Raw genomic sequence first — 24,016 nt, forward strand, 5'->3', positions numbered from 1 at the left:
ATGATCACTAAGGTTCTGGTGGCCAACCGCGGTGAGATCGCCCGCCGGGTGTTCGACACCTGCCGGCGCCTCGGCATCGGTACCGTCGCGGTGTACACCGATCCGGACGCCTCAGCCCCGCACGTGGCGGATGCGGACGAGCGGGTGCGCCTAGCGGGCCGCAACGGGTATTTGGACGCGCGGCAGCTGGTCGACGCGGCGCGTGCCGCGGGTGCCGACGCTATTCACCCTGGGTACGGATTTCTCTCGGAGAACCCGGAATTCGCTGCCGCCGTGATTGACGCGGGTCTGACCTGGATCGGGCCGCCGGTGGCGGCCGTCGCCGCGATGGGTTCGAAGATCGAGGCCAAGAAGATGATGGCCGCGGCAGGCGTGCCGGTGCTCGACGAGCTCGATCCCGACACCGTCACCGCCGAGCAGTTACCCGTGCTGATCAAGGCGTCGGCCGGCGGCGGTGGCCGTGGCATGCGGGTGGTCCGCGAATTGGCTGAGCTGCCAGCGCAAGTGGAGGCCGCGCGCCGCGAGGCGCAGTCCGCGTTCGGCGATCCGACGGTGTTCTGCGAGCGCTACTTGGCCACCGGTCATCACGTCGAGGTGCAGGTGCTCGCCGATCAACACGGTACGGTGTGGGCGGTTGGCGAACGCGAATGCTCGATTCAGCGACGCCACCAGAAGATCATCGAAGAAGCACCGTCGCCGTTGGTCGACAGCACGCCGGGCATGCGCGCCAAGCTGTTCGACGCGGCTCGCCTGGCCGCGTCCGCGATCGGTTACACCGGCGCGGGGACCGTCGAGTTCATGGCCGACGAGCGCGGCGATTTCTTCTTCCTCGAGATGAATACCCGGCTGCAGGTCGAGCATCCGGTCACCGAGGAGACCACCGGGCTCGACCTCGTCGAGCTGCAGCTACAAGTTGCCGACGGCGGTCGGCTCGACCCGGAACCCCCACCGTCACATGGGTATTCGATCGAGGCCCGGCTGTACGCCGAGGACCCGGCCAAGGGCTGGCAGCCTCAGGCCGGGGCCGTGCACCACTTCGCGGTGCCCGCGAATGTCCGGCTGGACACCGGCATCGTCGACGGTTCGGTCGTTTCGGTGTTCTACGATCCGATGATCGCCAAGGTCATCTCGTACGCTCCGAACCGCCGGCAGGCGGCGGGCGTGCTCGCCGACGCGCTGGCCCGTACCCGCATCCACGGCGTGCGCACCAACCGCGACCTGCTGGTGAATGTGCTGCGGCATCGGGCGTTCCTCGACGGCGCCACCGATACGGCGTTCTTCGACACCCACGGCTTGGCCGAGTTGGCCGCGTCGCTGGCTGACGATCGGGCGGTTGAACTGTCGGCGTTGGCCGCCGCGCTTGCCGATGCGGCGCAAAACCGCTATACCGCAACGGTGTTCACCGCGGCGCCCAGCGGCTGGCGCAACCTCGCCTCGGGTTACCAGACAAAGTCCTACAGCGACGCCGCCGGGAACACCCATGAGGTGCGATACCGATTCACGCGCACCGGCGTGCAGTTGCCCGGCTATGACAACGTGGGACTGGTGAGCGCGCGGCCCGACCGCGTCGTGCTCTCGGTCGACGGTGTGGACCGGCCGTTCGACGTCGCTCGCTATGACGGCGACGCGTTCGTCGACTCCCCGCTGGGGCCGGTGCAACTCGTTGCGCTGCCCCGCTTTCCGGATCCCGACGCCTCGGTGGCGCGGGGGTCGCTGCTCGCGCCGATGCCGGGTTCGGTGCTGCGCATCGGCGCAGCGGTGGGCGACACTGTCGCCGCGGGCCAGCCGTTGATCTGGCTGGAGGCGATGAAGATGGAGCACACCGTGATCGCCCCGAGCGACGGCGTGCTCGCCGAACTCAACGTCGAGACCGGCCAGCAGGTCGACGTCGGCGCCGTACTTGCCCGAGTGGACAACCCGCAAGGAGACACACAATGACGAGCTTCATCGAAACCGAGGAACAGCAGGCGCTGCGCAAGGCTGTGGCCGCAATGGCCGCCAACTACGGCCAGGACTACTACCTGGAGAAGTCCCGAGCCGGACTGCACACCGACGAATTGTGGAGCGAAGCAGGCAAACTCGGCTTCATCGGCGTCAACCTGCCCGAAGAGTACGGCGGTGGCGGCGCCGGCATGTACGAACTGTCGCTGGTGATGGAGGAAATGTCCGGCGGCGGGTGTCCGCTGCTGATGATGGTGGTTTCCCCTGCGATCAACGGCACGATCATCGCCAAGTTCGGCACCGACGAGCAGAAGAAGCGGTGGCTGCCCGGCATCGCCGACGGTTCGACCACCATGGCATTCGCCATCACCGAGCCTGACGCCGGGTCGAACAGCCATCGCATCACCACCACCGCCCGCCGCGACGGAAGCGATTGGATCCTGTCGGGCCAGAAGGTGTTCATCTCGGGGATCGACCAGGCGCAGGCCGTGCTGATCGTGGGCCGCACTGAGGATCACAAGACGGGCAACCTCAAGCCCGCCCTGTTCATCGTGCCAACCGACACGAAGGGGTTGAGCTGGACCAAGATCGACATGGAATTGGTCACCCCGGAGAGCCAGTTCCAGGTGTTCCTCGATGAGGTCCGGTTGCCGTCTGACGCGCTGGTGGGTTCCGAGGACGCCGCGATCGCGCAGCTGTTCGCCGGGCTGAACCCGGAGCGGATCATGGGCGCGGCCAGCGCGGTCGGTATGGGCCGGTTCGCGATCAACAAGGCCGTGGACTATGTCAAGACCCGCCAGGTGTGGAAGACGCCGATCGGCGCGCATCAGGGACTGTCGCATCCGTTGGCGCAGAACCACATTGAGATCGAACTGGCAAAGTTGATGATGCAGAAGGCGGCCACGCTCTACGACCTCGGCGACGACGCCGGTGCCGCCGAAGCGGCGAACATGGCCAAATACGCGGCCGGGGAGGCGTCGGTGCGCGCCGTCGACCAGGCCGTGCAGTCCTTGGGCGGCAACGGACTGACCAAGGAGTACGGCATCGCCGCCGCGGTGACCGCGTCGAAGCTGGCCCGCATCGCACCGGTCAGCCGTGAGATGGTGCTCAACTTTGTGGCGCAGACCTCACTTGGTCTGCCCCGGTCTTATTAGGGGGCCCGTCAGAATGCCAACGCTCGTTCACTACACCGTCGAGAGCAGCGTCGCCCGGCTGACGCTCGATTCGCCGGACAACCGCAACGCGCTGTCCACCGCGCTGGTCAACCAGCTGCACCAGGGCCTCACTGACGCCACCGAAGAGTCAGGCGTGCGGGCCGTGGTGATCGATCACACCGGCGGAACATTCTGCGCCGGAGCGGATCTCGCCGAAGCATCGGTGCGGGACCCCGGAGAGGTCGTCGTCGATCAAGCCCGTGAACTCACCCACTTGCTCCGCCGGATCCTCGAGTTGCCGATGCCGGTGATCGGCGCGATCAACGGCCACGTCCGTGCCGGCGGCCTCGGGCTGGTCGGCGCCTGCGACATCGTGGTCGCCGGGCAGGCCAGCACCTTCGCATTGACCGAAGCACGCATCGGCGTCGCGCCGTCGATCATCTCGCTGACCTTGCTGCCAAAAATGACGGCCCGCGCCGCGGGCCGATACTTCCTGACCGGAGAGAAGTTCGGCGCCGCCGAAGCCGCAGACATCGGCCTGATCACAATCGCCACTGACGACGTCGACGCCACGGTGTCCTACCTCGCTGCCACGATCTGTAAAGCATCGCCGCAGGGCCTGGCGGCCTCGAAGGCGTTGACCACCGCGAGCCTCCTGGAAGCCTTTGATCGCGACGCCGACGGGCTGACAAAACAGTCGGTGGACCTGTTCACCTCAGGCGAAGCGCGCGAAGGCATGCTCGCCTTCTTGCAGAAACGGCCGCCGAAGTGGCAGCCGTGAGCACCGGTCATGTCCTCTCGGTTGCGGTTTCGGGCTGAATCGTCTCGCCGGGCGATACTCCGCCCAAATTCTGGACGGATCCGTTCCGCCTCGGGGTTCGCCGCTTGAGCCGGCTCCAAATCCTTTTGGCTTTATCGGGGATGTCGCGCACCGTCTGCCACGGCACCCAGGCGAGATAAAGGATCAGCATTGCGATGCTAAAGAACGCGATATTGAGAGTGAGCCAAATCGCAATATGCAAAACGACTCCTGCGACCAGTACCGGGTAACGCAACCGCTTGTTCCACACGAGGATCGCCAATGAAAGTTCGATTGCTATCGTGCTCCACGTCGCGACATTTACCAGAAATGGCTGTTCAGCAACCCACAGCGGAGCGGGCAGAATGGCCCACTCCTGATATATCCGCCACGGGAATGAGACGGCGGTGCCGTCATTCCAGGCTGGGCCGATCAACTTCGTCTGAGCCGTGAAGAAGTAGATCAGTGCAAGTTGGACCTGAATCAGTCGAATGGGCCAGTGAAGCCTTTCCTGCGCAGACCAAAAACGGCCGGTTCGTCGTCGCTGGTCAAGGGACAACGCCGCGCCGCAGGCGGAAATCGTCAAGATGAGTGCCGTATTAGCCATCACATGATCCCCGGCATTGAAAATCCCCGGGTTTCGCCTGATGAATGACAGGAAAAGAATCCAGACAGCTAGGGCGGCAAACCGGCTATGCCAACCTACAGTCAGCGAGATCGCGGATAGCAGTAGCGCGATCCAGCCGATCAGAAGTGCCGTATTGCCGTCCCAAATTTGAAATAGTCCGAGCTGGTAGGCATTGATCCAATGGAAGTCTCGGGCAGTGGGCTGGGCGGGTACAGGTCCGTCCTTACTGAAAAGAACGGTCAGCACCGGACGCAAATCGAGCGTCACGTACACCATCAGCGCACCAAACGCCATTCGAACCAGACCAAGAGCGTATGCGGGTTCGGGTGAAAACCAGAAGCTCGCCCACCAGTTCCTCACCACATCCAATTGCGACGCGGCACGCGAGCGCTTCGGCGTAGTCATCGTTGCCCCGTCAACGCTTCTTCGTAGATGACCTTAGTTCCGGTTGGGTTCTTTGAAGACTCTCCCGGCGGCGGCAAGACCCTGAAGTGAAACATCATCACCACTTTGACGGGCCGTTCAGACGGTCCGGTGAGTTGGCGCACGATCCATCGGGCCAGCTCTTTCCGCCCGTCTTGTTGACGCATCGCGGTTTCGGTCATGAGTGGCAAGCGACTCGGCCAGAAGATCTTCTCGAGCCGTGCGGCCGGCTCGACTCTCCAGACGCGAGTCGTTCCGTCGGCCATCGTGACTTGTACCTCGAAATTCTCCACCCTCTGCCCGATATTCGGTGCAAACATCGACCAGCGTTCGTTGACATTGATGACGTTGGCTGGTTCCACAAGGGGCATGAGGTCCCGTCTGATAGCTGATTCAGGCATAGACCACACGACCTGGACACCAAGTATCACCAGGATTACTGCGCTGATGACCCGCTTGCCGACGCGCGACTCCTCGAGCCGCTCCTGCAGCGTGGTCCGCCGCATCAGCCGCTGTGGATGCTTCGATGTGTCGCGGGATTGACCGGGTGCATCCATTTCAACATTGCTGGCCTCAGGGCTTCCCGGAGCAGTGCGGCGGTCAGTGCCGTCGGTCGTCATCTACGCCACCTGAACGGCCTCGGATGCGTGACAAGGGCTTACTTCCTGTCGGTCGCGTGCTGTCGTGGACACGATAGCGAATGGTCTCCGTGAGGTCGATCAGTGACGTTCGGCCATCTGTGCGTCCCGTTCGAGCCGCCCGCAGAATCTGGGTCCATGGCCAGCCGCATTCTGATCACCGGGTCGAGTTGGCCGACGGAGATCCGATGGGGGGCCGCGGATACCCGGGGACCCGGCGGTTCATACACGCGCAGGGTTAGCGCGTATATATCCCTGTCGGGCCGCCCGGGCCGCCGCTCGGTGATTGACTTGCCGGTGCCGGGCCATCGGACTGGGCCAAACCCTGGGCCGGACGGGCCCATCGGCACGATCGGCGTTGCCGAGTACCGCGCCCAAACCGGATAAAGTTTGCTCATCTAGCGGCTTCGCCGGGATAGCGCAGAGCACAGTTTGGCCAACGGCCTTGCATGCGCCAGCGTTCGTCGTAGGCTCGACGTTGATGAGCACTCCAGCGTCGCGGAACGGTTCGATGCGTGCTGCAGACACCGATCGGATCGAGGTGGCGCAGTTGCTCACCGATGCCGCTGCCCAGGGTCGGCTTCAGCTGAGCGACTACGAGGACCGATTGACCAGGGCATACGCCGCGCAGACCTACGACGAACTCGACCGGATCAGCGCCGATCTTCCTGGTGCCGTCACCAGGGCGCGCACCGGCGGTCCCTGCCGACCGGCGCCGTCGACGCTGCTGTTGGCGATCATGAGCGGCTTCGAGCGCCGTGGCCGCTGGAACGTCCCGAAGCGCATGACGACCTTCGCGCTGTGGGGCGGCGGCGTAGTGGATTTGCGGTACGCGGACTTCACGTCACCCGAGGTGGAGATTCACTCGTACTCGATCATGGGCGGGCAGACCATCCTGGTGCCGCCCGAGGTGAACGTCGACCTCCGCGGCATCGGCGTGATGGGCACATTCGACCAAACCGTCAACGGCGAAGGGTCACCCGGCGCGCCGTGCGTGCGAATTCGCGGGTTTTCGCTGTGGGGAAGCGTCACCGTTAGGCGCAAGAAGCGCAAGGCAATCTAGCGTCTCCTCCGCGAACGCAGATAGTCGCCGACGACCGCAGCACCCAACCCGTCCAGATCGGGCACTACCACCCTGCCCTCGACGCGGCGCGCCACCTGGTCGATGAACCGCGCCAGGCCCGGATCGCTGCCGAGCCGGAAGATCGTCACCTGTGCGCCCAGCCGGGCGATATCGTCAAATCCCTTGACCGTGTGGGCGATCGTGCGCGGATGCGGCGGGTAATCGAAGAAGACCGAAGATCCCTCGCCGTCTACATCCTCGAGATGCGCCGTCGGCTCACCATCAGTGACGACAAGGACAACCGGCTGCGCATTCGGGTGCCGGCGCAGATGCCGTCCCGCCAGTGCCAGCGCATGATGCAGGTTGGTGCCCTGCTCGTAGACACCCTCCAGCCCGGTCAGTTCGGCGGCGGTCACCGTGCGCGCATAGCGGCCAAAGGCGATGATCTGCAACGCATCCGAGCGGAACCGGGTGCTGACGAGATGATTGAGCGCCAGCGCCGTGCGTTTCATCGGCAGCCAGCGGTTCTCCATCACCATCGAGAACGACGTGTCGACCAGCAACGCCACCGCGGCCTGCGTCCGGGTCTCGGTCTCGGAAATCTCGACATCGTCGACCGTGATTCTCATCGGCAGTTCGGCGACGCCGGCACCGGCCTGTCGTAACACAGCGTTGGTCAGCGTCCGGGTGACGTTCCATGGCTCGGTATCACCGAATGCCCATGGCCGCGTCGCGCCGGTCAATTCGCCTGCGGCTCCGGCGCGGCGAGTGTCGCGCTCTCCGTGGCGGCCCGAAAGCTGTTGCGCCACATCGCGCAATGCCGTCTGACCCAGCTGCCGCATTGCCTTCGGAGACAGCCGCCACTGCCCGTCGGAGCCGCGGTCCAGAAAGCCCTGGTTGACCAGCGCCCGCTCGAGTTCGGCGAGTGTCTTGGCATCGACGGCCGCGTCGTCTCCCAACTGGCGGGCCAACATGTCCAAGTCGACGTCGTCCATTGTCGCGCCGGCATAGCTCTGCGACAAAGCCTCGGCCAGCTGCTCTAATTCGGCGATATCGGCGAGAGCTTGGGTGCCCTCGCCCATCCCCATCGGGTTATCGCCTGAGAACCGCGACGAGCCGGTCCAGTCCTCCCCCGGTCGCGCCGCCTGCAAGTGCGCATCGAGCCGATTGAGCGCATTCATCAACGACGGCGAACCAAACGCCTGCTGCGCCAACGCATCCAGTTCAGCCCGCTGGTCGGCCGACAGGCTATTGCGGAACCGCTGTGCGGCCGCTGCCCGCTGGGCCAGCGAATCGAGCAGCTCGTCAACGTTCTGCGGATTCTCCGGGAAGAACTCGCCGTGCTTGGACATGAAGTTGTCGAAGTCCTGCTGCGTGTCCTCGCCGCGAGAGTGCTTGTCCAGCAAATCGTTCAGGTCATCGAGCATCTCGTTGACGCGCTGGCGGTCCTCGTCGGTGGCGTTCTCCAGCACCTGCTTCATGCCTGCGAACCGCTGGTCGAGCATCTCGCGGCCAAGCAGATCCTTGATCTGCTCGTACTTTTCGCGCGCCTCCTGGCTTCGCCAGTCGTAGTCGGACAGCTCCTGCACGGCCTTCGCCGGGGATGGCGGAAGCGACTCGATCCTCAACTCGTTGAAGCGAGCGTCGTCATCGAGCGCGCGAGCCAACTCTTTTCGCTCAGCCAGCACGGCTTCGTCGAGCAGCTTCTTAATCTCCTGCAACGTGCCGTCAAGGTTGTTGCGCTGCAACAACTCCCGTCGTCGACGGTTCGCCTCGGCCGCCAGCCGATCAGCGCCACGCATGTTCTTGGTGCCGCGTCGCATCAGCTCCGAGAGCGCCCGCCGCGGCGAGCCGCCCTCCATGACGTCCTGGCCGATCTGCTCCAGAGCCTCACGCAGATCAACAGGCGGCGCCAACGGATCCGGCCCACCGGTGTATCGCGAATACCGCGACGAGTGTCCGTGTCTAGCCATAGACGGTTTCGCCTTCGCCGCTGACCTTGTCGATTCGCTTGGCCAGATACAGTGCCTCCAAGGCCAATTCGACGGCGGCGGCGCGTTCACCATCGGAGTGCGCACCGAGGCGCTGCTGAACTTGGGCGATCGCGGGCACTTCCGGCACCGCATCCAAAACGGCTCTGGCTGAAACCCGTTCACCGGTGGTGACCGCCGAACCGGCCTCGATCGCGGTCACCAACGGTCCGACGTCGATGCCGCCAAGCAGCCGCTGCGCGGTGTCCGCGGTGGCGCGCCGCAGCAGGTGTTCGAGCACGGCCTGCTCGCGGCCCTCCTCGCCGGATTCGAACTCCAACTTGCCGCGCAGCACGTCGATGACCGTGCCGAGGTCGCACACCCGTGCCACCGGCTCCGACTCGCCGAGCACGGCTGAACGGTGCCGGGCCGCGGCGGCGACCGTCTCCGCAGCCGCGATCGCGAACCGCGCCGAAACACCGGACCGCTGATCGATCGAATGCGACTCGCGAAGATGTCTGGCGAATCGGGCGAGCACATGCAGTAGGTACTCGGGCACCTCCGCAGCCAGATGCGACTCCTGTTTGATCACACCGACTTCCGCCTCGAGTTGCAACGGATAGTGGGTGCGGATCTCGGCGCCGAACCGGTCCTTGAGCGGGGTGATGATGCGGCCGCGGTTGGTGTAGTCCTCGGGGTTCGCGCTGGCGACGACGAGCACGTCGAGCGGCAGCCGAAGCGTATAGCCGCGCACCTGAATGTCGCGCTCCTCCATCACATTCAGCATCGACACCTGAATGCGCTCGGCAAGGTCGGGCAGCTCGTTGATGGCAACGATGCCGCGGTGCGCCCGTGGAATCAGGCCGTACGCGATGGTCTCCGGATCGCCAAGGCTGCGGCCCTCGGCCACTTTGATCGGGTCGATGTCACCGACCAGGTCGGCCACGCTGGTGTCGGGGGTGGCCAGCTTCTCGGTGTACCGCTCACTGCGGTGCCGCCACGCGACGGGCAGCTCGTCGCCTAACTCGGCGGCCCGGCGGATCGACTCCGGCGTGATCGGCGTGTATGGATGCTCGTTCAATTCGGCGCCCGCGATCACCGGCGTCCAGTCGTCGAGCAGCCCGGTCAGTGCGCGCAGCAGGCGCGTCTTGCCTTGCCCGCGCTCGCCGAGCAGCACCACGTCGTGGCCGGCGATCAGGGCCCGCTCCAGCTGCGGAATCACGGTGTCTTCGAAGCCGAGGATGCCGGGCCACGCGTCGCGGCCCTCGGCCAGCGCGGCCAGCAAGTTCTCCCGGATCTCGCCTTTGACGCCCCGCTCGCGATGACCGGAGGCTTTCAGCTCGCCGACGGTCCGGGGCAGATCATGAGGTTGGGTCACCACTTCACGTTACGACTGCTGTCGAGTTGCCGCGCGGGGCCGCCTCAGGCCGCCGGCTGCAGCGGCCCTCGATGTAGTGACCATGCTGTGCAAATAACGGCCCGCGATCGTCCCTGACTTGCGTATGGGCCCGTCGCGCAGGACCTCAGTGGGCGAAGTGCCGGGCGCCCGTCAGGTACAGCGCGATTCCCGCCTTGGCGGCCGCTTCGGTGACGACGTCGTCGCGCATCGACCCACCGGGATGCACGACGGCTTTCACGCCTGCCTTGGTCAGCGTCTCCAGCCCGTCGGGGAACGGGAAGAACGCATCGGACGCGGCCACTGCACCGACGACGCGATCGCCGCCACGCTCGACGGCCAGCCGAGCCGCATCGACGCGGTTCACCTGCCCCATGCCAACACCGACCGTTGCGCCATCCTTGGCGACGACGATCGCGTTGGACTTGACCGCACGACACGCCCGCCACGCGAACTTCAGATCCGCCAACGTCTGCGGGTCCGCGGGCGAACCGGTGGCAAGCGTCCAGTTGTTCGGGTCGTCGCCCGCCGCGTCGATCGCGTCGCGCTGCTGCAGCAGCAGGCCGCCGCTGATCTGCCGGAACTCAGCGCCTCCCGGTTGCGGCTCCGAGGCGACGAGCACACGGATATTCTTCTTGCGCGCAAGCACTTCCACCGCGCCCGGCTCATACGCGGGCGCGATGATCACCTCGGTGAAGATCTCGGCGACGGTTTCAGCCATCTCCACGCTGACGGTGGTGTTCGCGGCGATCACCCCACCGAACGCCGACAGCGGGTCGCATTCGTGAGCCTTGCGGTGCGCGTCGGCCACCGAGACCGACGAGACCGCGATGCCACATGGGTTGGCGTGCTTGATGATCGCGACACAGATTTCTTCGTGGTCGAACGCGGCGCGCCAGGCGGCATCGGCGTCGGTGTAGTTGTTGTAGGACATCTCTTTACCGTGCACCTGCTCGGCCTGTGCCAGGCCGGGCCACGCAGCGTCATTGCGGTACAGCGCGGCCTGCTGGTGCGGGTTCTCGCCGTAGCGCAGCACCTCGGTCCGCCGCCACGTCGCACCGAGCCAGGACGGCAACGGCGCCGACGGCTGGTCCGGCGCGAGCACCGATCCCATCCACGACGCCACGGCGACGTCATACTCGGCGGTGTGGCGAAAAGCCAACGACGCCAACTTTTTCCGCTCGTCAAGCGTGAACCCGCCGGCGCGAACGGCCGCCAGCACCCCGTCGTATCCGAGCGGATCGACGACCACCGCGACGCTGGGATGGTTCTTCGCCGCGGCGCGCACCATCGAGGGGCCGCCGATGTCGATCTGTTCGACGCATTCGTCGATGCTTGCGCCGGACTCGACGGTCTCGGTGAACGGATACAGGTTGACGACCACGAGTTCGAAGGCGGCGATACCGAGGTCTGCCAGCGCCGAAACATGTTCGGGCTTGCGCTGATCGGCCAGCAGACCGGCGTGCACATGTGGGTGCAGCGTCTTCACCCGGCCGTCGAGCACTTCGGGGAAGCCGGTGACCTCCTCGACGGGGGTCACCGGAACACCTTCGCCTGCAATGGTTTTAGCTGTTGAGCCGGTGGATACGATGTCCACGCCAGCGTCGTGGAGGCCACGAGCCAGGTCGGCAAGCCCGGTCTTGTCGTAGACGCTGATCAGTGCGCGGCGAATAGGCCTGCGTGCCACATCGATTTCGTGCTCCTCTCGTCCGCGTCTTGTCATCCTATCGTCGCCTTTCGTCCGGTCCAGGTCACGCCGCGGGTGGCCAGGGCTTCCAAAACGTCTACCAGCAGCCGTCTTTCGACAACCTTGATGCGCTCATGCAGTGTCGCCTCGTCGTCGTCATCGAGGACGGGAACGGGCTGTTGCGCGAGAATCGGGCCGGTGTCTGTTCCGGCGTCGACGAGATGCACACTGCATCCGGTCACCTTGACCCCGTAGGCCAGCGCCTCGAGCACCGCGTGCGCACCAGGGAATGCGGGCAGTAGCGCAGGATGGGTGTTGACGATGCGGCCCATGAAGCGGGCAAGAAAGCGCGGACCAAGGATCTTCATAAACCCCGCGGACACAATCAGATCCGGCTCGTGGGTGGCGGTGGCCTCGGTCATCGCCGCGTCCCAGGCATCCCGCTCCGCATAGTCGCCCAGCCGCACTGTGTAGGTCGGCAGCGACGCCGCGGCGGCGATCTCAAGGGCCCGGCAGTCGCGGTCAGCGCCGACCGCGACAATGCGGCCCGGGTAGTCATCGATTGCGGCGTCGAGCAACGATTCGAGCAGCGAACCGGTTCCGGACGCCAGAACTATGAGCCGCGCCGGTGCACTGGGAGGCACTCGAAGCGGTTGCTGCACGAAAGAGACAATAGTGGGTGCCTAATCGGCGGTTTCACCCTTACCGCCGCGGGTGGCGTCGTCGTCGTCGGCAACGAAGTGATCCTCGGGGTCCTCGGGATACGCCTCGGCTACCGCAGGCGCACTGTCGGCGGTCGTGTCGACATCGTCCAGCGGATAGTCGTCGTCGAGCATGTCCGGCTCGTCGTCGAGGATCTCGTCCTCGTCGAGTTCGGGTTCGGGCTCCGGTTCGGGCGCGGGCACCGGCTTGACCCGCTTGGGCCGTCGCGCGATGCCGCCCGACAGCGCGACCGTCAGCCCACCGATGCCGACAAACCAGACGAACACCGCGGGTGCGAACGTGACCTGGTCGACACCGACGTCACCGAAGTTGCCAAGCCGACCGCCGCCGGCGAAGCCGAGCAGCGCCATGGCCGCCGCCGCTGCGACGGCCGCGACGATCAGCTTGCCCAGCGCGGGTACCAGCGGCAGCGGTCGCCGCGCGCACTGCTGACCGACCGCCACCGCGGATGCTGCCGCCGCGATCAACAGCGCCACCCATACCGGGCCGAGCGGCGGCGAGGGCACCGCCGCCAACACCGGCAACGCCGGAATGTCGCCGCCGAACACCGTGAACGAACTGAATGTGGCCAACCCGACGTGCGCACTGGACCCGACCGCGACAGCGGCCGTGCCGATCATCACATTCGGTGCGTACAGCACCGACAGCACGGTCAGGCTGAACTGCCCGAACACCGAGTCGGTGATCGCGTACAGGTCATGCATCGTCGACCAGTGCACGACCAGCGAGCCCACCATGACGACGCCAGACAGCCCGGCCAGCGCCAGCACCCCGGCAGCCGCCGCGCGCAACGCGTCAGGCAGCCACTTCGGCAGCGGCGAGGCAAGCAGGGTTCGACGGCCGACGCGCGAGCCGACGCCGATCGCCGCGCCGATCGCATGCACGGCCAGCACACCGCCGAAGGCCCGCAGCGCGTTCGGTGTCTGCAGTTCGGTCAGCACCGATGCCGCGTCGTGGATGACGGCCAGCGCGATCGCGGCGATCAACAGCGGCCCGCCCAGCGCCGCCCCGACCACCCAGCGCGTGACGAACCAGGACACGGTGTCTGATGTCGGCTGCCGTGAGCCTCCGGCAGCCGATGTAGCCGCCGCCGTCGTGCGCGCCGTGCCCCACACCATGCCCAGCACCGGCAGCAGCGGCATCACGCCGAGCTCGCGACCGCCGATGGACACCGGCACCTGATGCACACCCAGCCACATGCTGGCGATCGCGCCGAGGGCGCCAGTCATATCGCTGTTGGCGATGAGCAACTGCAGCAACACCACCGCAGCGATGACGACGAGCGCAACGACAGACGGCCCGAATGCGACCCGAAGCAGCTCACGCGCCTGGCGTGTGCCGACTGGTCGTTGATCCACGGGTGGGGCCGCTCCTCGCGCTAGGTCACGCGCGCGAAGTTGACGCACGCGCGGCCCAGACTACGACGGCGGCGGGGCGGACTGTGTGGAAGACGACGGCTGCGCGGGCACCTGTGTCGTCGGTGCGCTGCTCGAATTGCCGGCGTTGCTTGATGACGGCGGCTGCCCATAGGTCGGGAATCCGGTTGGCGGGGTCGGCGGCCCGCCCTGCTGGCCGCCCTGTTGGCCGCCGGAGTAACCGCCTGTTGACTGGCCGCCCGGGTAGCCACCGCCATATTGCGACGGATAGCCGGGACGGTGTTGCTGCTGGGGCGGCGGGCCTTGCTGATGAGGCTGTCCGTAATACGGTGCCGGAGCGCCGTACTGGCCGTATTGCTGGGGCTCGTAGCGCGGCTTCGGCACGGGCGGGGTGATCACCCCGGCATCGAACAACAGCACCGCGACAGCGATGATGGCCTGCACCACGCTGAACGCGATGATCAGGTAAAGGCCGTACTTGATCTCGACGCCTTGCGGTGCGGTGAGCACGATCGCGATCGCAAGCAAGAAGCCCAGCACGGAAAGCACCGCCACCAGGGCCGGCACCGTCCTCTGCTTGGGGATCAGGCCGACACCGGCGATCAGACCGCCGAGAAGTGACGCGACCACGCCGAGGTCGAGCAACGTGGGTGTGAAGAAGTCGGCACTCGCCGCGAACTGCGGGGCGTAGCTCGACAGATACACCGCCAAACCAAGCGCCGCCACCGCGGCGGTCAGATACACCGGCAACTTGCTCGGGCCCTCGGCGGTAGGAGCGGCAGAAGCGGGTTCGGGCAACTTGCCGAACTGCTGAGTGGGCGCTGCAAACTGAGTTGTCGGTTGCTGCGCGGGTGGATATCCGGGGCTACCGGGCGGGTAGGTCATGACCTCTCCTGTACTGGCCGAAGCGATTCAGATAACCACGCTAGCGCACCCGCATGTGGAGGCGGTGGCCGTCTGCACTCAGGCGGACACCAGCACCGGCGAATCAACCGAATCTTGTTCGGAATCTTCGATTTCCCGCACCAGCGGCAGCACCCGCGAACCGAAGTACTCGATCTCCTCCTGGAAGTGCAGGAAGCCCCCGAGGATCACGTCGACACCGCGTTTGCGGTACGCCGCAACGCGTTCCGCAATCTGCTCGGGTGTTCCGATCAGTTGCGTGCGGAACCCGTCGTTGTACTGCACCAAGTCCTCGAACGTGGAATCGGCCCACATGCCGCGCTTGTCGGATGTCGAGTTGCCGGCCTGCTGCACAGCGGAGCGAAATCCCTCGACGGCGGGACGGTTGGCCTTGTCGACGATTTCTCTGAGGACTTCCTTCGCTTCTTTCTCTGTGTCGCGCGCGATGATGAATCCATTGAGCCCGAAGCGGACCTCGCGTCCCGCATCCCGGGCATGGTCGCGCACCTCGACGACCTGCTCGGTGACGCCGTCGAAATCCTTGCCGTTGGAGAAGTACCAGTCCGCGTAGCGGCCGCCGTTGCGGCGTGCAGCGGTGGAGTTGCCGCCCTGGAAGATCTCCGGGTTGGGCCGCTCGGGCGTGTTCAGTGGCTTGGGCTTCAGCGTGAAGTCGTGGATGCGGTAGAAGTCGCCGCGGAAGTCCACGTCGTCCTCGGTCCAGATCTTGCGCAGCACCTGCAGGAACTCCGCGCTGCGGCGGTAGCGCTCGTCGTGTTCCAGCCACGGCTCGCCCAGATGGGTGAACTCGTCTTTGAACCAACCGGACACCACATTGACGGCGAACCGGCCACCGGACAGGTGATCGGCGGTCGCGCCGAGCTTGGCCAGCACGCCGGGCTGCCACAGGCCCGGGTGCACCGCCGCGATGACCTTCAGCTTCTGGGTGGCCAGCAGCAGGGCCAGGCTGAAGCTGGTCGACTCGTGCTGATACTCAGCGCCGTAGCTGGCCTCGTAACGAACCTGCGACAGCGCGTACTCGAAACCGTTGTTCTCGGCGGTCTGCGCGAGCTTGGCGTTGTACTCGTAGTTCCAGTCGGTGCGCTGCTCGATGTCGCTGGTGACCAGGCCACCGCTGACATTGGGCACCCAGTAGGCGAACTTGACGTGGTCTGCGATGCGTTCAGTCGTCATGGTGTGCCATCCCACCAACAGAGACGGCGTCGGTCAGCGGTAACGATCGCCGTGAACCTAAGAACCGACTAGCCCATCACGATGGGCGTAACCGGGATCCCGTTGAACCGCGACGCAGTGACGCTCGTGTAGGCGCCCATCATGGGGCTTACCAGGATGTCGCCGACGTCAAGCGCAGGCATCGGGTAGTCACGGGTGATCACGTCGGCGCTGTCACACGTCGGCCCTGCAAGTGTCACCGGGCGGGCCGCGGCGGCGCCGTCGGTGAGTTCGCGCAGCGCGAGTATCGGTGGGTGGACGTCCTCTGTCATTACATTTGAGTAGCTGCCATAGACCCCGTCGTCGAGGTAGTGCCAGACCTGGCCGCCGCGCTCCGCGGTGCCGACGACGCTGGTGAGCAACGTCATGCAGTCCGCTGCCAGATACCGTCCCGGCTCTGCCAAGAACGTGAAGTCGTCCCGCCGCGAACCGAGCACGTCGTCGATGATGTCGGCGACGGCGTCGATGGATGGCACGGAATCGCGATAGGCGACCGGGAAACCGCCGCCGATGTCGATGACGCGAGTGCGCACGTCGAGGCTCTCGGCAATGTGCGCGACGAGCCCGAGGGTCTGGCGCAGTGCCGCGCCGTAGGGCGCAGCCGACGCGCTTTGGCTGCCGACGTGGAAACTGAACCCGGCGAATTGGACGCCCGCGGCGATGACGTGTTTGACGAGCAGCTCCGCATCGACGGGTTCAACGCCGAATTTCGACGACAGGTCAGACTTTGCAGCGGGGTTGCGGAACGCAAGCCGCACGAGCAACTCGATGTCGCTTGGCCGGCCCGCGAATTTCTGTACCTCGCAAGGATTTTCGACGACGAACGTGCGGATGCCCGCCGCATATGCGTGGTCAATGTCGGTGGGCTTCTTGATCGGGTTGGTGTGGATGGCGCGGTCCATCGGTAGTCCGAGCGATTGAAGAAGGTCGACCTCGGCACTGGTCGCAACGTCGAATCCGCCACCACAGATCGCGATCGTCGACAACACAAGCGGATGCGGAGACGCCTTGACCGCGTAGTGCAAGCGGATACCTGGCAGCTTGTCGGTCAGTTCGCGGTATCGGCGTGCAACGAGATGAGGCTGCAGCACCAGCAGCGGCGTGCCGTGACGTTCGGCGAGCGCGGCGAGTCGTCCTGCGTCTGTGCGCATTTCCTCACGCAGCTGCAATCTGCGGAGCGGATTCATTGCTCACCTCCTCTGTATCTGGTCGCACAAGCAGACCCGTGAACCGCTCGTAAGCGAAGATGGCGCATAAGTAGAAGGCGAGATCGGCGACGAGCTTGCCGAAGATCCAGCCGCCGATGGTGTTATCGAAAATTATTGGGCCGGCGTAGAACGCGAACGGCCGGACGGCGACACTGTCGATCAGCTCCGCAGGGCCGAACTCGACGGCCACACTGCGCAATCCGATCAGATTCGACACCAGCGCGCGGACCGGCCATCGCAGCTGATGATGGTCGCGATAGCTCCAGCGCAGCGCGCAGGCGTATGCCGCCGCGTAGTAGCCGGCCGACGCACCGATAGTTGCGGTGATCGCCGCCGCCGCGAGTGAGCCGGTCGCCAGGTACGCGACTGCGGCCCCGCCCAGCTCGCCCACTGTTCCGGCAATTTCGCACGGCAGGTAGCGGCGTACCCATTCGCGCAGTTTGTTGCGTGTCGTCCCCCCGGTGCTCACACTAGGAACCCTGCCGCCCCGGGCGATTCAACCTGTGCGTAGACGACTACGTGTTCTGTGCCTACCGGCTACGTACGTACCGGTGGAGCAGCCGCAGGGACCCCGCCCTTGCCCGTCAGACTGGAACACGTTCTAATTCTTGGCATGGACTATGGGCTTGTACTTTTCACCAGCGACCGCGGCATCGCCCCGGCAGCCGCGGCCAAGCTGGCCGACGAGCACGGCTTTACCACGTTCTACGTGCCCGAACACACGCATATCCCGATCAAGCGGCAGGCCGCCCACCCCACCACCGGAGACGAGTCGCTGCCCGACGACCGCTACATGCGCACCCTGGATCCGTGGGTTTCGCTGGGCGCGGCGTGTGCGGTGACGTCGCGGGTGCGGTTGTCGACAGCGGTGGCACTGCCGGTCGAACACGACCCGATCACGCTGGCCAAGTCGATCGCCACACTGGACCACCTGTCGGGCGGCCGCGTCAGCCTGGGTGTCGGATTCGGTTGGAACACAGACGAATTGGCTGACCACAACGTGCCGCCGGGGCGGCGCCGGACGATGCTGCGCGAGTACCTGGAAGCGATGCGGGCGTTGTGGACGGAGGAAGAGGCGTCGTACGAGGGCGAGTTCGTCAACTTCGGGCCGTCGTGGGCGTGGCCCAAGCCGGTGCAGTCGCACATTCCGGTGTTGGTCGGCGCGGCGGGTACCGAGAAGAACTTCAAATGGGTCGCCCGGTCTGCGGACGGCTGGATCACCACGCCGCGCGACTTCGACATCGACGAGCCGGTCAAGCTGCTGCAGGACACCTGGGCGGCGGCCGGCCGCGACGGCGCCCCGCAGATCGTCGCGCTGGACTTCAAGCCGGATCCCGACAAGCTGGCCCGGTGGGCCGACCTCGGCGTGACCGAGGTGCTGTTCGGGCTGCCCGACAAGTCCGAGGCTGAGGTCGCGGGCTACGTCGAGCGCCTGGCGGGCAAACTGGCGGCGCTCGTCTAACTCCTCGTCGCTACGTAGTACCAGCGCGAAAAAACGCGTAGGGGTCTACGCGCCGCGTATACCGAACGCGCGACAACAGTTGAGGTGTACGGGGGACACCATTCACGAGTGGCTCCGATGGGGTGGAGACCACGGGCGTCCTTTCATGAGCATGCGCTACTGATCGAAAGGACATGACATGCCATCCATCAGCCCACTCATCGCCCGGGTGTTCGACGATCCACACGCCGAACATCGCCGCCGAAATGGAAACCAGCCGAAGCGAAACCGGCTCGAATCCCGAGGACGCACGTCGCAGACTAAGCGAGGCTAGCGCGGTTGCCGTTGTCGGTCGACCACACGCTGATCGCGGCGCCCAGGGGATCGCCGTCGGACATCAGCGCGACCAGGTCGTCGTCTTCGGTGGTGGCCATGAACCGGCTGTTGTCGGAGTCGAGGCGGCCGACGATGATGCCGGTGCGGATCGGCCAGTCGTAGCGCACCGAGTAGGTCTCGATGGTCGCGGCGCCGTCGGGATTTTTTGTCACGGGCACCTTCGGTAGTGCGGCGATCTCTCGCTTCAGCGCCTCGCTGCGGTCGGTGTGCCATTCGACGGGCGCGGTGGAGTAGATGCCGACGGAGTACCTGCTCATGATGCCGCCGTTGGCGCCGACGAACCCGAATCGCCCTGGCGTCTGGCGCATTTCGTTCACTGTCTCGGCGATTGCGTGCAGCGAGTAGCTGTTACCGGGGCCGCCGAAGTACGGCAGGCCGCCTGTCAGCGTCAGCCCGCGCGGATCGTCACCGTCGATGCCGAGGGCCTCGCTGATGACGAAGACCGGGAACGGGAAGCAGCTGTAGAGATCGAAGGTGGCGATGTCGTCGACGCCAATCTCAGCCACCCGCAAGGCTTCTCGCACAGCCAGCACCGATGCGGGGCTGGCGCCGAGGTCGGCGCGGTCCAGCGTCGCCTGCTCGACCATGTCCGAATGGCCGTGCACGTAGATCCACTTTTCCTTGGGCACGCCTAGTCGTCGGGCCGCCTCGACGGACATCATGACCGCGGCGGCGCCCTGGTTGACCTGATCGCGTGCGACAAGCAGACGCGGATATGGGTCGCAGATCATCCGGTTGTCGTCAGTGACGGTGAGGATCTCCTCCACCGAACGCTCAACCGGCGAGGACGAAAACGGGTTCTTCGCAGCCACTTTCGACAGTGGGGCGAAGAGTTCGGCCATCTCGCGGCGATAGTCGGCGACGCTGAGCCCGAGCCGTGCCCGGCGGGCATTTTCGAGCAGCCCGTACTGAACCGGCGCGCCGGTCAGGCCGTGCTGAATGGTGTAGTCGTCGATGTAGCTGAAGATCTGATGGCCGCGGTCCTCGAGTTGACCCTCGATGTGCTCCGTGAAATCCGGCTTGTCATCCCGATTGGCGAAGTAGCGCGCCGTCGACCCCGGCTCGGAGCCCATGATCATCACGACGTCGGCCTCGCCCGCCGCAATCGCGTTGCCAGCCTCAGTCACGAGCTTCTGCGGGCTTTGTCCCCCGACGGGTTCCAGCACCACGCGCGCGGGATCGCCACCGACGCGTCGCATGACCGATCGTGGATAGTTGTTCGATTTGCCCAACGCGGCAGGCATCGGTCCTGAGATCTCGAACTGCCGCAGCCCGAAGACTGTGTCGACGGCCATGGCGACTCCGGCAGCGCCGGTGTCCGCCAGCGCCGCCGACACTGCGGCCGCCGCCAGGTCCACCGCCGACATGCCGCGATAGTCGGCGTCGTCGATGCGCTCGGTGAACTGGCCGACCCCGACAACCACCGGAGTGCGCGGATCGACCATTACAGACCTCCTGACACGTGTTAATTCGTCAGGCTAATCGATAACTAGAACGCGTTCCTAATCCTGCGGGCTAGTTCACAACGGAACCTCGCGAGCGTGCACAAAATGTACGCAACCAACGGCGTGTCGGCGTACAGACATGCACGCTCGCGGCGGTTAGGGCTACAGGCTCTGCAGGATCTCCCTGGCCAGGCGCGCGGTCTCCGACGGGGTCTTGCCCACCTTCACCCCCGCAGCCTCGAGGGCTTCCTTCTTGGCCTGCGCGGTGCCTGATGAACCCGACACGATTGCGCCCGCGTGGCCCATCGTCTTGCCCTCGGGCGCGGTGAATCCCGCGACGTAGCCGACGACCGGCTTGGACACGTTGGCCTTGATGTAGTCGGCGGCACGCTCCTCGGCGTCGCCGCCGATCTCGCCGATCATCACGATGACCTTGGTGTCGGGGTCCTTCTCGAAGGCCTCGATGGCATCGATGTGCGTGGTACCGATGACCGGGTCACCGCCGATGCCGATCGACGTGGTGAAGCCGAAATCGCGCAGCTCGAACATCATCTGGTAGGTGAGCGTGCCGGACTTGGACACCAGCCCGATCGGGCCGGGGCCGCTGATGTTGGCGGGCGTGATGCCGACCAGCGACTGGCCGGGCGTGATGATGCCGGGGCAGTTCGGCCCGATGATGCGGGTCTTGGGGCCCTCCTTGCCACCTTTAGAGAGGTTGTACGCCCACGCATATGCGCTGTCCTGCACCGGAATTCCCTCGGTGATCACGACGAGCAGCGGGATCTCCGCGTCGATGGCCTCGATGATCGCGTCCTTGGCGAACTTTGGCGGCACGAAGATGATCGACACGTCGGCGCCGGTCTTCTCCATCGCCTCTTTGACGGTGCCGAACACCGGCAGCTCGACGTCGTTGCCTTCCTTGTCGACGTGCGACACCGTCGTTCCGGCCTTGCGCGCGTTGACGCCGCCGAGGATCTGGGTGCCGGCCTTGAGCATCCGCGCGGTGTGCGTGGTGGCCTCGCCGCCCGTGATGCCCTGAACGATGACCTTGCTGTCTGCTGTCAAAAAGATTGCCATTTCAGTCCTTTCAGGCGCTCGCGGCCTTGGCAGCGGCTACGTCGGCGGCCTCGTCCATCGTGCCGACCTCCGTCACCAATGGGTGGTTGGCCTCGGCCAGGATGCGACGGCCCTCGTCGACGTTGTTGCCGTCGAGCCGGACCACCAGTGGCTTGTTGGCTTCATCGCCAAGGATCTTCAGCGCCTGAACGATGCCGTTGGCGACCGCGTCGCACGCGGTGATGCCGCCGAACACGTTCACGAAAACGCTCTTGACCTGAACGTCGTTCAGGATGACGTCGAGGCCTGCGGCCATCACTTCGGCCGAGGCGCCGCCGCCGATGTCGAGGAAGTTCGCCGGCTTCACGCCACCGTGCTTCTCGCCGGCGTACGCGACGACGTCGAGCGTGGACATCACCAGGCCCGCGCCGTTGCCGATGATGCCGACCTCACCGTCGAGCTTGACGTAGTTGAGGTCGTTCGCCTTGGCCTTGAGTTCCAGCGGATCGGTGGCGTCGCGGTCCTCGAACTCGACGTGGCCGGGCTGGCGGAAGTCGGCATTGGCGTCGAGCGTGACCTTGCCGTCCAGCGCGAGGATCTGGTCGTCCGGCGTACGCACCAATGGGTTCACCTCGACCAGCGTGGCGTCCTCGGCGACGAAGACCTCCCACAGCTTCTGGATCGTCACGGCCGCTGCGTCCAGCACCTCCGCGGGGAGGTGACCCTGCTCGGCGATCGACCGCGCGAACGCCAGGTCGACGCCCTCGACGGCGTTGACCGGCACCTTGGCCAGCCGCTCGGGCTTGGTTGCCGCGACCTCTTCGATCTCCATGCCACCTTCGACCGAGCACATCGCCAGGTAGGTGCGGTTGGCGCGGTCGAGCAGGAACGAGATGTAGTACTCCTCGGCGATGTCGCTGGCCTCGGCGACCAGCAGCTTCTTCACGATGTGACCCTTGATGTCCAGGCCGAGGATGTTCTGCGCGTGGGTGAAAGCGTCGTCGGGGGTGGCCGCATATTTCACGCCACCGGCCTTGCCGCGGCCGCCGGCCTTCACCTGTGCCTTGACCATGACGGGCCGGCCGATTTCTTCGGCGATGGCCTTGGCGCCCTCGGCGGTGTCGGTCACCCGACCCGGCGTGGTGGGCACGTTGTGCTTCGCGAACAGCTCTTTCGCTTGGTATTCGAAGAGATCCATGAACTCACTGTCTCTGTGCGTTGACTTCGAAGGTTTGCACCCGATGGGCCAGGGGGAACTTTATCCACACGACGTAGCGGCTTCCGAACCGCCTACCGCTCATGTGGTAGATCTCACCGCCGCCCGGCACGTGATACAAGTCACAATCGCCCGGCGGAATACTCCCTCGGGTTGCAACCAACATTGGGATTTGGTTAACGTGCCTCTGGTCTAGATCACGTTTCGGTCACGACTCAAAGGACATTCCAGGTTGGCTCGGCATCGTTTGTCTCCAGCTCCCGACGGAGTCTCGACGAACGACCCCTCCAACGGAAATGCTTACGCGGCAGTCAATTACGACGCCGCGATCACCGACATCATTCCGTTCAACGAATTTGGCGACCTCGCTGATCTGGAGTTTCGCGAGAACTGTGCGTTCGACCGCGAGTCGCAAGTCATCCGCGCGCCTGAGCTCGACGACCTGCACGACACCGACGATCTGGTCCCGCTTCGGCTCGCCGTCCCTTCGAAGTTCCGGCCGGATCCGCGCGAGGAGCATCGCTCGTCGCGCGGCTACCGCGACAGCCACACCGACACCAGCGACGGCGTCGACGAGACCGACATCATCGACATCTCCGGCCGCCGGGGTCTGCATCGCAAGCAGGAAGTGCCCGTCAAGGGCCGGCTGATGGTCGCAGCGATGGCCGTCGGCGCGACCGCGGCCGGCGCGTACACGATGTCGAACGCGTCGGATCACAAGAAGCCGACCGAGGCTGTTCTCGCCGCCGACACCTCGACGATGAGCGGTGGACTCGTCACCGGGTCACCGGACGGCATGCAGATCGTCTCCGTCGCCCCCGCCGCCAACGCGTCGGTGCACGCCGAGGAGGTCACCAAGGCCGCGGCGTTCGCCCAGGAGCGGGCCGAGCGCGAAGCGCGGCTGAACCGGCCGCTGTTCGTGATGTACACCAAGGGCGTCTTCACCTCCGGCTTCGGCTATCGCTGGGGCGTGCTGCACGCCGGCATCGACATCGCCAACTCGATCGGCACCCCGATCTACGCGGTCGCCGACGGTGTGGTGATCGACGCGGGCCCGACGGCCGGCTACGGCGCCTGGGTCAAGATCCGGCATGCCGACGGCACCGTGACGCTCTACGGCCACGTCAACACGTGGTTGGTGAGCAAGGGCGACCGGGTGCTGGCGGGCGATCAGATCGCGACGATGGGCAACCGGGGTAACTCGACTGGTCCGCATTGCCATTTCGAGGTTCTGATCAACGGCACCAACCGGATCGACCCGGTGCCGTGGCTTGCGCAGCGGGGACTTAGCCCCGGCAGCTACGTTGGCTAGATGTGAGCGAC

The 24,016-nt window shown here is 65.5% G+C and carries 20 protein-coding genes; 6 read left to right on the forward strand and 14 right to left on the reverse strand.

Annotated features, from left to right (window positions below; translation table 11 throughout):
* From MYCSM_RS25425 to MYCSM_RS25435, 3 genes are read left to right on the forward strand one after another with little or no spacing between them, the layout of a single operon-like run.
* Positions 1 to 1,938, forward strand: a complete 1,938-nt coding sequence (locus tag MYCSM_RS25425) for an acetyl/propionyl/methylcrotonyl-CoA carboxylase subunit alpha (protein ID WP_015309043.1) — start codon at positions 1 to 3, stop codon at positions 1,936 to 1,938.
* Positions 1,935 to 3,095: an acyl-CoA dehydrogenase family protein gene (locus tag MYCSM_RS25430; RefSeq protein WP_015309044.1), complete on the forward strand. Its 1,161-nt coding sequence runs from the start codon at positions 1,935 to 1,937 to the stop codon at positions 3,093 to 3,095. The genes MYCSM_RS25425 and MYCSM_RS25430 overlap by 4 nt, the downstream gene beginning before the upstream one ends.
* A gap of 13 nt (positions 3,096 to 3,108) precedes the next feature.
* Entirely contained in the window at positions 3,109 to 3,876 is a 768-nt protein-coding gene (locus MYCSM_RS25435; RefSeq protein WP_015309045.1) for an enoyl-CoA hydratase family protein, read from the forward strand.
* Between the two features lie 7 nt (positions 3,877 to 3,883).
* On the opposite strand, the gene MYCSM_RS25440 is transcribed toward MYCSM_RS25435, so the two are convergent.
* Both MYCSM_RS25440 and MYCSM_RS25445 read right to left on the reverse strand, forming a co-directional pair.
* Entirely contained in the window at positions 3,884 to 4,927 is a 1,044-nt protein-coding gene (locus tag MYCSM_RS25440) for an HTTM domain-containing protein (RefSeq protein ID WP_015309046.1), read from the reverse strand.
* Positions 4,924 to 5,565, reverse strand: a complete 642-nt coding sequence (locus tag MYCSM_RS25445) for a hypothetical protein (protein WP_015309047.1) — start codon at positions 5,563 to 5,565, stop codon at positions 4,924 to 4,926. Before MYCSM_RS25445 ends, MYCSM_RS25440 begins: the two co-directional genes overlap by 4 nt.
* 499 nt (positions 5,566 to 6,064) lie before the next feature.
* Here MYCSM_RS25445 and MYCSM_RS25450 point away from each other — a divergent pair, with 499 nt between their 5' ends.
* Positions 6,065 to 6,646, forward strand: a complete 582-nt coding sequence (locus MYCSM_RS25450; protein ID WP_015309049.1) for a DUF1707 SHOCT-like domain-containing protein — start codon at positions 6,065 to 6,067, stop codon at positions 6,644 to 6,646.
* On the opposite strand, the gene MYCSM_RS25455 is transcribed toward MYCSM_RS25450, so the two are convergent.
* The 9 genes from MYCSM_RS25455 to MYCSM_RS25495 all read right to left on the reverse strand — a co-directional run bounded on the left by MYCSM_RS25455 (position 6,643) and on the right by MYCSM_RS25495 (position 17,608).
* Positions 6,643 to 8,619, reverse strand: coding sequence for a vWA domain-containing protein (locus MYCSM_RS25455; RefSeq protein ID WP_015309050.1), 1,977 nt, complete (start codon positions 8,617 to 8,619; stop codon positions 6,643 to 6,645). The genes MYCSM_RS25450 and MYCSM_RS25455 overlap by 4 nt on opposite strands.
* Positions 8,612 to 9,994 (reverse strand): ATP-binding protein, encoded by a 1,383-nt coding sequence (locus MYCSM_RS25460; RefSeq protein ID WP_015309051.1) that lies wholly within the window; start codon positions 9,992 to 9,994, stop codon positions 8,612 to 8,614. The genes MYCSM_RS25455 and MYCSM_RS25460 overlap by 8 nt, the downstream gene beginning before the upstream one ends.
* A gap of 145 nt (positions 9,995 to 10,139) precedes the next feature.
* On the reverse strand, positions 10,140 to 11,735 hold the full coding sequence (gene purH / locus MYCSM_RS25465) for a bifunctional phosphoribosylaminoimidazolecarboxamide formyltransferase/IMP cyclohydrolase (protein WP_051073815.1): 1,596 nt from the start codon (positions 11,733 to 11,735) through the stop codon (positions 10,140 to 10,142).
* Positions 11,732 to 12,361 (reverse strand): phosphoribosylglycinamide formyltransferase, encoded by a 630-nt coding sequence (gene purN, locus MYCSM_RS25470; protein ID WP_015309053.1) that lies wholly within the window; start codon positions 12,359 to 12,361, stop codon positions 11,732 to 11,734. Before purN ends, purH begins: the two co-directional genes overlap by 4 nt.
* 21 nt (positions 12,362 to 12,382) lie before the next feature.
* Positions 12,383 to 13,780, reverse strand: a complete 1,398-nt coding sequence (locus MYCSM_RS25475; protein WP_015309054.1) for a cell division protein PerM — start codon at positions 13,778 to 13,780, stop codon at positions 12,383 to 12,385.
* A 60-nt stretch (positions 13,781 to 13,840) separates the two neighbouring features.
* Positions 13,841 to 14,683, reverse strand: a complete 843-nt coding sequence (locus MYCSM_RS25480; protein WP_015309055.1) for a DUF5336 domain-containing protein — start codon at positions 14,681 to 14,683, stop codon at positions 13,841 to 13,843.
* A gap of 78 nt (positions 14,684 to 14,761) precedes the next feature.
* Positions 14,762 to 15,892, reverse strand: coding sequence for a dimethylsulfone monooxygenase SfnG (gene sfnG, locus MYCSM_RS25485; RefSeq protein ID WP_015309056.1), 1,131 nt, complete (start codon positions 15,890 to 15,892; stop codon positions 14,762 to 14,764).
* 68 nt (positions 15,893 to 15,960) lie between these two features.
* Positions 15,961 to 17,118 carry a type III PLP-dependent enzyme gene (locus tag MYCSM_RS25490; protein ID WP_015309057.1) on the reverse strand — a complete coding sequence of 386 codons (1,158 nt, stop codon included), beginning with the start codon at positions 17,116 to 17,118 and terminating at the stop codon, positions 15,961 to 15,963.
* Positions 17,087 to 17,608 carry a hypothetical protein gene (locus tag MYCSM_RS25495; protein ID WP_015309058.1) on the reverse strand — a complete coding sequence of 174 codons (522 nt, stop codon included), beginning with the start codon at positions 17,606 to 17,608 and terminating at the stop codon, positions 17,087 to 17,089. Before MYCSM_RS25495 ends, MYCSM_RS25490 begins: the two co-directional genes overlap by 32 nt.
* A gap of 144 nt (positions 17,609 to 17,752) precedes the next feature.
* On the opposite strand from MYCSM_RS25495, the gene MYCSM_RS25500 reads away from it, so the two are divergent.
* Positions 17,753 to 18,601, forward strand: a complete 849-nt coding sequence (locus tag MYCSM_RS25500) for an LLM class F420-dependent oxidoreductase (RefSeq protein WP_015309059.1) — start codon at positions 17,753 to 17,755, stop codon at positions 18,599 to 18,601.
* A 299-nt stretch (positions 18,602 to 18,900) separates the two neighbouring features.
* Here the strand turns inward: MYCSM_RS25500 and MYCSM_RS25505 are convergent, their stop codons facing one another.
* The 3 genes from MYCSM_RS25505 to sucC all read right to left on the reverse strand — a co-directional run bounded on the left by MYCSM_RS25505 (position 18,901) and on the right by sucC (position 22,675).
* A complete protein-coding gene (locus MYCSM_RS25505) occupies positions 18,901 to 20,421 on the reverse strand; it encodes an acetyl-CoA acetyltransferase (RefSeq protein WP_015309060.1) in 1,521 nt (506 codons plus the stop codon).
* Between the two features lie 162 nt (positions 20,422 to 20,583).
* Positions 20,584 to 21,498, reverse strand: a complete 915-nt coding sequence (gene sucD / locus MYCSM_RS25510; RefSeq protein ID WP_015309061.1) for a succinate--CoA ligase subunit alpha — start codon at positions 21,496 to 21,498, stop codon at positions 20,584 to 20,586.
* Positions 21,499 to 21,508: 10 nt separating this feature from the next.
* Positions 21,509 to 22,675: an ADP-forming succinate--CoA ligase subunit beta gene (sucC, locus tag MYCSM_RS25515; RefSeq protein WP_015309062.1), complete on the reverse strand. Its 1,167-nt coding sequence runs from the start codon at positions 22,673 to 22,675 to the stop codon at positions 21,509 to 21,511.
* Between the two features lie 250 nt (positions 22,676 to 22,925).
* Between sucC and MYCSM_RS25520 the strand changes: the two genes are divergently transcribed.
* The gene (locus MYCSM_RS25520; RefSeq protein ID WP_015309064.1) at positions 22,926 to 24,005 is read left to right on the forward strand and encodes a M23 family metallopeptidase; all 1,080 of its coding nucleotides are present in this window, start codon (positions 22,926 to 22,928) and stop codon (positions 24,003 to 24,005) included.
* Positions 24,006 to 24,016: the final 11 nt, after the last annotated feature.

The organism is Mycobacterium sp. JS623, assembly GCF_000328565.1.
In the GTDB taxonomy this organism is placed as follows: domain Bacteria; phylum Actinomycetota; class Actinomycetes; order Mycobacteriales; family Mycobacteriaceae; genus Mycobacterium.